The 12,362-nt window shown below is 31.2% G+C and carries 12 protein-coding genes and 4 tRNA genes; 1 reads left to right on the forward strand and 15 read right to left on the reverse strand.

The annotated features are described in order from the left end of the window. Positions 1-19: 19 nt before the first annotated feature. The 15 genes from tuf to Q0L44_RS05440 form a co-directional block, all read right to left on the reverse strand. On the reverse strand, positions 20-1,207 hold the full coding sequence (gene tuf, locus Q0L44_RS05370) for an elongation factor Tu (protein ID WP_296636299.1): 1,188 nt from the start codon (positions 1,205-1,207) through the stop codon (positions 20-22). Between the two features lie 60 nt (positions 1,208-1,267). Further along, positions 1,268-1,340 (reverse strand) — tRNA-Thr (locus tag Q0L44_RS05375). 13 nt (positions 1,341-1,353) lie between these two features. Next, positions 1,354-1,426 (reverse strand) — tRNA-Gly (locus Q0L44_RS05380). A 15-nt stretch (positions 1,427-1,441) separates the two neighbouring features. Further along, positions 1,442-1,523 (reverse strand) — tRNA-Tyr (locus tag Q0L44_RS05385). A gap of 38 nt (positions 1,524-1,561) precedes the next feature. Further along, positions 1,562-1,635 (reverse strand) — tRNA-Thr (locus Q0L44_RS05390). A gap of 106 nt (positions 1,636-1,741) precedes the next feature. Then, positions 1,742-2,050 (reverse strand): ribosome-associated translation inhibitor RaiA, encoded by a 309-nt coding sequence (gene raiA / locus Q0L44_RS05395; protein ID WP_296636301.1) that lies wholly within the window; start codon positions 2,048-2,050, stop codon positions 1,742-1,744. A 3-nt stretch (positions 2,051-2,053) separates the two neighbouring features. Beyond that, entirely contained in the window at positions 2,054-2,941 is an 888-nt protein-coding gene (locus Q0L44_RS05400) for a tyrosine-type recombinase/integrase (protein ID WP_296636304.1), read from the reverse strand. Between the two features lie 99 nt (positions 2,942-3,040). Then, entirely contained in the window at positions 3,041-3,238 is a 198-nt protein-coding gene (rpsU, locus tag Q0L44_RS05405) for a 30S ribosomal protein S21 (protein ID WP_114425069.1), read from the reverse strand. 237 nt (positions 3,239-3,475) lie between these two features. Then, positions 3,476-4,642: an acyl-CoA dehydrogenase family protein gene (locus tag Q0L44_RS05410; protein ID WP_296636312.1), complete on the reverse strand. Its 1,167-nt coding sequence runs from the start codon at positions 4,640-4,642 to the stop codon at positions 3,476-3,478. Positions 4,643-4,661: 19 nt separating this feature from the next. Beyond that, positions 4,662-5,240, reverse strand: a complete 579-nt coding sequence (locus Q0L44_RS05415; protein WP_296636316.1) for a helix-hairpin-helix domain-containing protein — start codon at positions 5,238-5,240, stop codon at positions 4,662-4,664. Next, on the reverse strand, positions 5,230-5,562 hold the full coding sequence (locus Q0L44_RS05420; protein WP_296636318.1) for a hypothetical protein: 333 nt from the start codon (positions 5,560-5,562) through the stop codon (positions 5,230-5,232). Before Q0L44_RS05420 ends, Q0L44_RS05415 begins: the two co-directional genes overlap by 11 nt. A gap of 14 nt (positions 5,563-5,576) precedes the next feature. Continuing rightward, positions 5,577-7,160, reverse strand: a complete 1,584-nt coding sequence (locus Q0L44_RS05425; protein WP_296636321.1) for an alanine/glycine:cation symporter family protein — start codon at positions 7,158-7,160, stop codon at positions 5,577-5,579. Positions 7,161-7,246: 86 nt separating this feature from the next. Continuing rightward, a complete protein-coding gene (locus Q0L44_RS05430; RefSeq protein ID WP_296636324.1) occupies positions 7,247-8,146 on the reverse strand; it encodes an SDR family oxidoreductase in 900 nt (299 codons plus the stop codon). Continuing rightward, a complete protein-coding gene (locus tag Q0L44_RS05435; protein WP_296636327.1) occupies positions 8,147-9,145 on the reverse strand; it encodes a potassium channel protein in 999 nt (332 codons plus the stop codon). A gap of 2 nt (positions 9,146-9,147) precedes the next feature. Further along, on the reverse strand, positions 9,148-9,384 hold the full coding sequence (locus tag Q0L44_RS05440; RefSeq protein ID WP_296636330.1) for a PspC domain-containing protein: 237 nt from the start codon (positions 9,382-9,384) through the stop codon (positions 9,148-9,150). Between the two features lie 99 nt (positions 9,385-9,483). On the opposite strand from Q0L44_RS05440, the gene uvrA reads away from it, so the two are divergent. Continuing rightward, on the forward strand, positions 9,484-12,306 hold the full coding sequence (gene uvrA, locus Q0L44_RS05445; RefSeq protein ID WP_296636332.1) for an excinuclease ABC subunit UvrA: 2,823 nt from the start codon (positions 9,484-9,486) through the stop codon (positions 12,304-12,306). Positions 12,307-12,362: the final 56 nt, after the last annotated feature.

The raw sequence follows: 12,362 nt of genomic DNA on the forward strand, positions 1-12,362 counted from the left end.
TAATAAAACTAATAAAATATTAGTCTAATAATTCAGTAACCTGACCTGCTCCTACGGTTCTACCTCCTTCACGGATCGCAAAACGTAAACCAACATTTAATGCAATTGGTTGAATCAAGTCTACTGTAATTGTTAAGTTATCACCTGGCATAACCATCTCAACACCTGAAGGTAAATTGATAGTACCAGTAACATCCGTTGTTCTTACATAGAACTGTGGACGATAGTTATTATGGAATGGAGTGTGACGTCCACCTTCTTCTTTCTTAAGAACATATACCTCTGCTTTAAAGTTAGCGTGAGGAGTTACAGAACCTGGTTTACAGATTACCATACCTCTTTTAATATCTTCTTTCGCAATACCTCTTAATAAAATACCAGCATTATCTCCTGCTTCTCCTCTATCTAAGATTTGACGGAACATTTCGATACCAGTAATAGTAGAAGACATCTTCTCTGCTCCCATACCAATAATATCAACAACATCTCCTGTATTAGCAATACCAGTTTCGATACGACCTGTAGCTACAGTTCCACGACCAGTAATTGAGAATACATCTTCAATAGGCATTAAGAAATCTTTATCAACTTCACGTGTTGGCTCTTCAATCCAAGCATCAACCTGCTCCATTAATTCTAAAACAGTATTAACCCACTTCTCTTCTCCATTTAAAGCTCCTAAAGCAGAACCAGAAACAACAGGACCATTATCTCCATCATATTCATAGAAAGATAACAATTCTCTTACTTCCATATCTACTAATTCTAGTAACTCTTCATCATCAACCATATCCACTTTGTTTAGAAAAACAACGATACGTGGAATACCTACCTGACGACCTAATAAGATATGCTCTCTTGTTTGAGGCATTGGTCCATCAGTTGCAGCAACAACTAAAATTGCACCATCCATTTGAGCAGCACCTGTAACCATGTTCTTTACATAATCCGCGTGACCTGGACAGTCTACGTGAGCGTAATGACGATTAGCAGTTTGATACTCAACATGTGATGTATTAATTGTAATACCTCTCTCTTTTTCTTCTGGTGCATTATCAATCTGATCAAAAGATCTAGCTTCAGAGAATCCTGCATCAGCTAATACTTTAGTAATAGCCGCAGTTAAAGTTGTTTTACCGTGATCTACGTGTCCGATAGTACCAATGTTTAAGTGTGGTTTCGAACGGTCAAAAGTTCCTTTTGCCATAATTATTGATTTTAATTCTTAGTTTAAATATATTTAGTGTGTAATAATACTTTTCTAATGAGCCAATGATGGGATTTGAACCCATGACCTCATCCCTACCAAGGATGCGCTCTACCAACTGAGCTACACCGGCTTTGTTGATTTTGAGCGAAAGACCGGGTTCGAACCGGCGACATTCAGCTTGGAAGGCTGACGCTCTACCAACTGAGCTACTTTCGCGTAAAATGTAAAATGTGGGGAGAGCAGGATTCGAACCTGCGAAGACATAGTCAACGGAGTTACAGTCCGTCCTCGTTGGCCGCTTGAGTATCTCCCCTTATTTACTATTTTAATGAACTTTTAGTTTTTTATTAGAGCCGATGGAGGGACTCGAACCCACGACCTGCTGATTACAAATCAGCTGCTCTAGCCAGCTGAGCTACATCGGCTTTTTCTTGCAAAAAAACATCCGCTATTTCTAACGGATTGCAAATGTATAAAGTTTTTTTAAATTCCAAAACTTTTTATTATTATTTTTTTTCTTTTTTTTTAAAATTATGAGATTGATGTATCCCTTAGTTTTTCCTTTGATTTTTTTAATTGTCTTTTTAAACTATCAACCCCTAAATTAACACCCTCCTCAAAGGTTTTTGTTTCTCGCTTAACGATTAATTCACTCCCAGGAATATTAATCTTTATTTCTGTAATTTTATTTTCTTTATCACTTGTGTTTTGGACTTTCAAAAAAACCTCTGCATCCACAATTTTGTCGTGAAACTTTTCTAAACTTTCAATTTTTTTTTCTGTAAATTGAATCAACTTACTGTCTGCGTTAAAATTAACTGATTGTGTAAATACTTTCATAATCTATTCTTTTTTATTGCCCTTTGGGTGAGCTTTGTTATAAACTTTTTTAATTGCATCAAGACTGTTATGTGTATAAACTTGAGTCGAAGCTAAAGAAGAGTGTCCCAATAATTCTTTTACTGAATTTAAATCTGCCCCCTCGTTTAACAGATGTGTAGCAAAAGAATGTCTTAATATATGTGGGCTTTTTTTAACTTTTGATGATACTTTACTAAAATAGGAATTTATTATTCGGTAAACAAGTGTTTCGTATATTTTAATTCCTTTTTCTGTAATAAATAAATGGTTTGAAGTGCTAGAAATTGCACTTCTTAAAACTAAATAGTCCTGAAGTGTCTTTGATGTTGTTACCAATAAAGGAACTAAACGTTCTTTATTTCTTTTCCCAAGTATTTTAATAACCAAGGATGAAAAATCTATATCAACAAGTTTTATATTTATCAACTCAGCTCTTCGGATTCCTGTAGAATAAAATAGCTCAACAATTAATTTATTTCTTATACCTATGAAATCATTCTCATGATCTAAATTATTCAATACACTTGTAACCTCATTAACGGAAAATGGGATTTGAACTTTTTTAGCTGTTTTTAATGATTTATGCTTTACTAGTGGACTTACGTCCAAAATTTCTATTTTTTGCAAATAGCTATAAAAAGATTTTAAAGAACTTATTTTTCTGTTAATAGTTCGGTTTGAATTATTAGATTCTACCAAAAACACTATCCAACTTCGAATTTGCGGATAAATTACATTTTGTAAGTCATGTTCATCAAATTCTTTCGCTACAAACTCTTTAAAATTAAATAAGTCTTTATTGTAAGCTAAGATTGTATGCTTTGAATATTTTTTTTCAAGTAATAAATAGTCTAAGAAAGAAGAAATCAAATATGTAGGTTTATATAGTAAAAATACAAAAAAATAGACCACAAAAAAACTCGTATCAATTTTAGATCGATACGAGTTTAGTTTTTATAAGTTATTTCACTAACCTACTTCTTCTTGTGTTCTTAATCTTTGAACGTAAGAGGCTTTTATTTTTTGAGCTCTTTTAGCTACAGAAGGCTTTGTAAAGTTTTTTCTATTACGCAAGTTCTTCATCGTCTTTGTTCTGTCGAATTTTCTTTTGTAACGCTTTAAAGCTCTATCTATATTCTCTCCTTCTTTTACAGGTATAATTAACATAAGTTTGCACCTCCCTTCATAAGTATCTTAAATATTTTAAAGCAGTTTAACTGCTGATTTGTATTTTTTTGGATTGCAAATGTACTTATAAAAAATGAATTAAAACTTTCTAAACTATTATTATTTAAAATAACACCTTATTGACATACTATACCTTCAAAAATATGGTATAATTTTTCGAAAAATCCAGTATGCAATACTTTATAATTACTTTTAAATTTAAGTAAAGGATAAATTTTAAGTTGCTGGTTTGTATTCCTTCTTATCGATAACCATTTTTGCAATAATCTCTTTTAAGATTTCAGAAGTACCTCCTCCTATCGGGCCAAGTCTACTGTCTCTTAGTAAACGTGCCATAGGATATTCTTCCATGTACCCATAACCTCCTAGTAGTTGTAAAGCATCATAAATAACCTCATCTGCAATTTTTGTTGATAACAATTTAGACATACTTGCTTCCTTTACTACGTAAGTCCCCATGTCTAACCGTTTTGTTATCGAATAATTGTACTCTTTACACATGTCAACTTTACTAGACATTTCTGCAATTTTATGACGCAAAGCTTGAAACTTTGAAATAGATTTCCCAAAAGCTTCTCTCTCCTTCATATAGTCTATAGAGTATTCAGTTGCATATTCTGCTCTAGCATGAGCATTTACACCCATTAAAAGTCTTTCTAAGGCAAAATGTTGCATAATATATGGAAAACCCTTCCCTTCTTCTCCCAGAAGATTTTCAGCTGGTATTTCTACATTGTCAAAAGCTATTTCAGCAGTATCTGACGCTCTCCATCCTAACTTATCTAATTTTGTTGATGATATCCCTTTTGTAGATCTATCGACAATAAATATACTAATCCCATTATATTTATCTTCAGGATTAGTCTTAGCAGCAACTATTAAATAATCTGAGTAAACACCATTAGTTATAAAAGTTTTTGAACCATTTAAAATGTATTTGTCACCCTGCTTTACAGCTATAGACCTCATACCTGCCACATCGCTTCCACCAAAAGGTTCAGTAATACAAAGACAACCAATCATGTCACCTTCAAGACTTGGAACAAGGTATTTTAGTTTTTGCTCATGATTTCCTTCTTTATTAAGGTGAGTCATTGCTAAATATTCATGAGCCCAAATTGCAGCAGCAAAACCTCCTGAATTTATTTTTTGCATTTCTTCCAAGAAAATAATTGTATAAAAAAGGTCCAAATCTAAACCTCCATACTCTTCAGGAGTAGACAGACCGAAATATCCCATCTCTCCAAATTTCTTCCAAATGAATCGCTCTATGGTTCCTGTTTTTTCCCATTTATCAATATAAGGAACAACTTCTTTCTGTAAAAAATCTTTAAAACTCGCACGAAAAGCGTTATGCTCTTCAGTAAAATACATACTGCTCATTTAGAGTAAATTTAAATTATTATTCAGCTACCAAATATAAGACTATTCTATTATATTTATCCAAAGGAAATCCATCTATATTTTTTAATTCTGCTATTGTCTGCAACTCTGCAACTTCATCTCTATAATTAAAAATCTTTTTACAAAGTTCATAATTTATGTAAGGGTTTTTAAGTAATTCCTTAAACTCAACAGTATTTACATTTACTCTTTGAATACTTGGTTTTTGTTGAATTTTAAAAACCGCAATCACTTTATCTGCTACTTCTTTTTCTAAACCCCAAACTTCATAAAGTTGATTAAGGAACGAAAATCCTTGTAATTTAATACGATACTTAATGATTCTCTCTGATAAAGCAGAGCCAATTCCGTTTATCGTTCTTAAATCTTCTACAGTTGCTAAATTAATGTCTTTGGTTGATAGCTTAATTACCTTTTTATTGTAGTTTGTTTTATCATAGGAGGTATAACGGTTTGTACTTTTCCTTTGGTTATTTCTCTTTACAACCCAGTCTGGAAATTTAAAGTAAGGTGCTATTTTATTTATTAAAGAATCTGATACCTTCGTAACATTTTGAAACTCTTTTTTAGAATTCACGAACTTGTTTTTTTTCACGAAAAGCCAATAATCTGTCTATTTCTTCTAAAGACATTCCTAGTCTTTCACCTTTAAAGTCTGAAATATAGTTTGGATTAAAGGGGAATATTTTTGGCTTCCTTTTTTGAATTTCAACTAGCCTGAGACTATCTAATTGTTTTTGAAAAGTCAATAATTTACTTTTTCCTAAATCAATCTTTTCATTAGTAGAAAATGGTGAGGCAAATATTATTACTTGTAGTATAAATAATACTATGACTAATAAAAAAACCCCATTTCTTTGGTTTTTAGTATACCAGAAATGGGATTTTAAAAATTTCATAATTTTAAAAGAGATTAATTCTCTTTAATTGCATTCATATATTTTTTTAATTCTTCTTTTACTTTTGGAGCTAAAATGATTAATCCTACCATATTAGGAACCATCATTGCAAAAACCATAGCATCAGAAAAACCTATCACAGAGCCTAAACTCGCGGCTGCTCCAATTACAACAAATACACAAAAAAGTACTTTATAAGTATATTCCATTTTTTTAGATCTACCAAACAAGTATGCCCATCCTTGAAAACCGTAATAAGACCAAGAAATCATAGAACTAAATGCAAATAATACAACTGCAACTGTTAAGACGTATGGAAACCAAGATATCGCAGATTCAAAAGCACCTGAAGTTAATAAAATAGCATCTGCATCATTTAAAGATGCGTTTGCAGAAGTTACGTTTCCTGTTATAATTAGTACTAAGGCTGTCATTGTACAAACAACAACAGTATCTATAAACGGTTCTAATAATGCAACCATACCTTCACTTGCTGCATATTTAGTTTTAACTGCAGAATGAGCAATAGATGCAGAACCAATACCGGCTTCATTTGAAAATGCTGCTCTTCTAAAACCTTGAATCATAACACCAACTGCTCCACCAGCAATACCCTCAGAACTAAAAGCACCTTCAAATATTTGACCAAATGCGGCACCAATCATATCGTAATTATAAAAAATAACATATAAAGAAGCAGCTACATAAATAGCTACCATAAAAGGAACAATCTTATCAGTTACTTTTGCAATTTTCTTAATTCCACCAATAATTACAATACCTACTAAAAATGCCATAACTAAACCAAAAGCCCAACCATAACCATTTAAAAAAGATACTTCACCACCAGTTATATTTTGCACTAATTGAAATGCCTGGTTTACTTGAAACATGTTCCCACCTCCAAAAGAACCTCCGATTACGAAGATTGCGAATAAAGCTGCTAAAATTTTACCCAAGGTTTTGTTTTTTAAACCTTTTGTTAAGTAATACATTGGACCTCCATACACAGTTCCATCAGCTTCAATATCTCTATATTTTACACCTAATGTACATTCTACAAATTTTGACGCCATTCCTAAGAAACCTGCAACAATCATCCAAAAAGTAGCACCTGCTCCACCAATAGAAACTGCAATTGCAACACCTGCAATATTACCCAAACCAACTGTTGCTGATAACGCCGCCGTCAACGCCTGAAAATGTGAAACTTCTCCGTCATTCCCTTCAACTCTGGCTGTGTCTGGATTATCACCATCTGAAGTAGACACATTACCATCTACTACAATTGCTTTATTCTCTCCTTTACCTTCTAAACTATCGTATTTTCCTCTAACAATATTTATAGAAGTGAAAAATCCTTTGAAATTGATAAAATTAAAGTAAAAAGTAAAATAAGTTGCACCTAAAATTAAAGGAAATAGCACCCAATAAATACTAATTGTATCTGTGAATGGAATTTGATAAAATATAAAATCTACAAACCATCCAGTCGCGTTTCCAAAAGCTTCATCTATTTGCTGATCTAGACCCTTTTCTTGAGCATTTATTAAAATTGGAAATGTTAAAAAAAGTAATGAGAGAAAATTTTTCTTCATAATTGATTTCTATTATTTTAAATTATTAAAGTGCAAGATCTTAAAAAATTGAAGTTTTGCAAAGTTTTATACGTTAAATATGTTTTTTACATTAAGGTTTCTTTAAATCTTTGTAAATCATCTTTAAATGTCTTTGGATAGAAGTTGAGTTCTTTATTTGTTTTTGATAAATCGAAACCAGTTTTAATAGGTCTATTTGCGGTTTGATTTAATGTGGATGTAGAAATTGGTTTTATGTAAGAATGATCTAAGTTAAATACCTCTGCAATTTGTTTGGCAATCTCATAAATACTTAATAATTCTGAAGAAGCAATATTAAAGACTCCAATTGCATTTATATCTATAGAAATTTTACAAGCCATAGCTAAATCTTCCACATATGTTGGTGTTCTAAACTGATCATTTACTATGGTAATTTCTTTCTTATTTTCTAAAGATTCTTTTACCCAAAGCACAATATTACTTCTACTCATATCAAAAACTTTTCCGTACACCAAAATAGTTCTTAATATGGTATAATTAATAGTTGATTTTTCTAAAACCTGTTCTGATTTTAATTTAGATAAACCATAGTAGCTTAATGGATTGGGTTTATCTGATTCTGTATACCAACCTTTTTTCCCATCAAAAATAAAATCGGTAGAAATATGAATTAAATGTGCGTTTATGTTCTTACAAATTTCTGACAACCATTTTACTACTTCTACATTTAAAATATCACAAGCAGCCTTCTTGATTTCACAATCATCAACTTGAGTCATTGCTGCTGTATTAATAATATAGTTGGGATTTATATTTCGAAGTTGCTCTTTTAGATTATCTCTGTTGGTAATATCTATAGACAAATAATTAAAATCGGCTCTACCACTTCTATTTTCACCCAAAGAAAAACCATAAACTCTGTATTTATTTTTTTCTTTTAGCAATAAATTTAAAAGAGATTGTCCTAACAAACCATTGCTACCAGTAATTAGAACTTTAACCATTTAAAATAATTCTCTTAACTTTATGATCTGCTCTGGCCTACCCAAAACAATTAAATGTGCACTGTCTACTAAAACTGTAGATGCCTCTGGGTTAATTATATAATCCTTATCAGGATTTTTAAACCCTATAACTGTACAGCCAGTTTGTCTTCTTAGATCTAAATCCAAGATTGTTTTTCCTCTGTATTTTTGAGGTAAATCGTCCACAATAATCTCTTCTAGATTAGCAGTAGTTTCACCTTCTATCGTTAAACGATCTACAAATTCAATCACATCTGGAGTAGTTACTAAAGAAGCCATATGATCTCCTCCCAATTTATCTGGCATAATTACATTATCTGCACCAGCAATTTTTAATTTACTGTAAGAACTTTCATTTGAAGCCCTGCTAATAATTTTCATTTTGTTATTTAATTGTCTTGCACTTAACACAACAAATAAATTATTTGCATCAGAAGGTAACGCTGTTATTAAATTATCTGCCTCTAAAATACCTGCAGCAATTAAGGTTTCATCTAAAGTTGCATCGCCCTGAATGCATAAATGACCAGCGGCCTCTATCTCTTCTACAATCTCTTTATTTAATTCAACGATTACAAATTTCTGATTGTAATTCATTAGTTTTACAATAGCTTGCCTTCCATTTCTTCCATAACCACAAACAATCGAATGACCTTTTAATTTTGTTATTTTTTTTTCCACTTTTCTATGTTTAAAATAATCAAATAACTTACCACTTACCAAATATTCTGAAAAGGTAGATACCGCGTAACCCAAAATAAAAATACTTGTTAATATTAAAAAAATAGTAAAAATTTTATCTTCAGGTGTAAATGGTTTCACTTCACTAAACCCAACAGTTGTTACTGTTATTACAGTCATATATAAAGCATCTACAAATGAATACTTAGAAATCAACATATACCCTAAAGTACCTGTTGCTAAAACTGATACAATAAGCATTACAATCTTATTAATTTTTGAATCTAATACTTTCATTTTTATAAATCGAAAACAGAACTTCTTTTTGTGTAAATTAAATCTTTTAATTTCATAGCAAAAACAAACGTTAGGTAAAAACCAAATGATAAACCTACTGTAAAGAAAGTTACATAAATAAAGTAGATTCGAACGTTTTTTGCACGCATTCCTAACCTATCTGCTAATCTTTGAAAAAAACCAAAACCGTGTCTTTCAAAAAAATGACGAATTGTATGTATAAACCTTGTGTTTTTCATTTTAATGCAAGATAACAATTCTATTGATTTTTGTTCTTCAGTTTTAAATTAAAAATGCTTTAGAATCCTTAACTTTGTTCTTTTGCAAAAACACCTTATTTGAAAGATCAAGAATACATAGAAGTTTACGGAGCTAGAGCACACAACTTAAAAAATATTGATGTAAAAATACCAAGAGAAAAGCTAGTTGTAATTACTGGTTTAAGTGGTAGTGGAAAATCATCTCTAGCATTTGATACCATTTATGCAGAAGGCCAAAGACGTTATATAGAAACTTTTTCTGCTTATGTACGTCAATTTCTTGGTGGGTTAGAAAGACCAGATGTTGATAAGATTGATGGCCTATCTCCTGTAATTTCTATAGAGCAAAAAACAACAAATAAAAGTCCAAGATCTACTGTTGGTACAATTACAGAAATTTATGATTTTTTAAGACTTCTTTTTGCAAGAGCTGCTGATGCATACTCTTACAATACTGGAGAAAAAATGGTGAGTTATTCTGATGAACAAATAAAAAAATTAATATCTTCAGATTTCGCCAATAAAAAAATTGCAGTTTTAGCACCATTAATCAAATCTAGAAAAGGACATTATAGAGAGTTGTTTGAGCAGATTTCTAAACAAGGTTTTGTAAGAGTAAGGGTTGATGGCAAAATTAGAGAAATAGAAAAAGGCATGCGTTTAGACAGATACAAAACGCATGATATAGAAGTTGTTATAGATCGACTTTTAGTGAATAAAAAATCAGAAAAAAGGTTAGAAGAAACTATAAAAACAGCTTTATATTCTGGTAACAATATAATGATGGTTATTGATGTTGATAATGAAAAACCTCGTTATTTTAGTAGAGAGTTAATGTGTCCAACAACAGGAATTGCTTATCCAAATCCAGAGCCAAATACATTTTCTTTTAACTCACCAAAAGGTGCTTGCCCAACTTGTAATGGTTTAGGCACAACTCAAGAAATCAACTTAAAAAAGTTAATTCCTGATGATAGTGTATCTATCAAAAATGGTGGAATTGTTCCTTTAGGTGAACAAAAAAGCAGCTGGATTTTTAAACAAATTCAGAATATTGCAGAACGTTATAAATTTAAATTAACAGACGCAATTAAAGATATCCCAGAAGACGCTTTAAACATCATCTTAAATGGTGGTAATGAGTCTTTTAATATCGAATCTAAAACAGTTGGTGTAACAAGAAATTATAAAATTGATTTTGAAGGGATCATATCGTTTATAGAAAATCAATACAACAATGCAGAAAGCACTTCTATAAAACGTTGGGCTAAAGGTTTTATGGATGAAGTTACCTGTAAAACTTGTGATGGTAAACGTTTAAAGAAAGAAGCACTTCATTTTAAAATCACAGACAGAAGCATTAGTGATTTAGCTCAAATGGATGTTACTGAATTGGCTAAATTATTTAAAAATATTGAACAGTATCTTTCTGAAAAACAAAACACAATTGCATCAGAAATATTAAAAGAAATTAGAACTCGAATTCAATTTTTATTAGATGTTGGTTTAAACTATTTAACGTTAGACAGAACTTCAAAATCACTTTCTGGAGGAGAAGCACAAAGAATTCGTTTGGCCACTCAAATTGGCTCACAGTTAGTAGGTGTATTGTATATTTTAGACGAGCCAAGTATTGGATTACACCAAAGAGATAATCAAAAACTAATAGATTCTTTAGTAAAATTAAGAGATGTAGGTAACTCTGTGTTGGTAGTTGAGCATGACGAAGACATGATGAAAAAAGCAGATTATGTTTTAGACATTGGGCCAGGTGCAGGTAAACATGGAGGTCAAATTGTAAGTATTGGTACTTATGATGAAATTATAAAAGATGAAACCCTAACTACAGATTATTTAACTGGCAGAAAAAAGATTGCAGTTCCTAAAAAGCGTAGAGAAGGTAATGGAAAAACCATAAAACTTAAAGATGCTTCTGGTAACAATTTAAAAAATGTTTCAGTCGAATTTCCTTTAGGGAAAATGATCTGTGTTACTGGTGTTTCAGGTAGTGGAAAATCTACTTTAATCAATGAAACCCTCTACCCTATTTTAAATGCACATATTTATAGAGGTGTTAAAAAACCTATGCCTTACAAAAAAATTGAAGGCTTAGAAAACGTAGATAAAGTAATTGATATAGATCAATCTCCTATTGGTAGAACACCAAGATCTAACCCTGCAACTTACACCAAAACCTTTGATGAAGTTCGTAGTTTGTTCGCAAAAACTCCAGAAGCTGCAATTCGTGGTTACAAAGCTGGCAGATTCTCTTTTAATGTAAAAGGTGGTAGATGTGAAACCTGTCAAGGAGGAGGAGTTAGAGTTATAGAAATGAACTTTTTACCTGATGTACAAGTAGAATGTGAAACTTGTCAAGGAAAACGTTTTAATAGAGAAACTTTAGAAATTAGATACAAAGGAAAATCTATTTCTGATATTTTAAATATGACTATTGAAGATGCAACAGAATTCTTTAAAAACATTCCTAAAATTCACAGGAAACTAAAAACTATAAAAGATGTTGGTTTAGGGTATATTACACTTGGCCAACAATCTACAACTCTTTCTGGTGGTGAAGCTCAGCGAATAAAATTAGCTTCAGAATTGTCTAAAAGAGATACAGGAAATACCTTTTATATTCTTGATGAACCTACAACTGGGCTCCATTTTGAAGATATTAGGGTTTTAATGGAAGTTTTAAATAAATTAACAGACAAAGGAAACACTGTATTAATTATAGAACACAATTTAGATGTAATCAAATTAGCAGATTACATTATTGATGTTGGTATGGAGGGTGGAAAAAATGGGGGTAAAATATTAGTAAAAGGAACTCCAGAGCAGGTTGCTAAACATAAAACAAGTTACACAGCCAAATTCTTAAAGAAGGAGTTAAATTAAAATTTTAAGTAAACATTAATTAACTAATTTAGCAATCCTTCAGAAAAAAAAAAAGA

Origin of the sequence: Polaribacter sp. (assembly GCF_024639685.1) — a bacterium.
GTDB lineage: Bacteria > Bacteroidota > Bacteroidia > Flavobacteriales > Flavobacteriaceae > Polaribacter.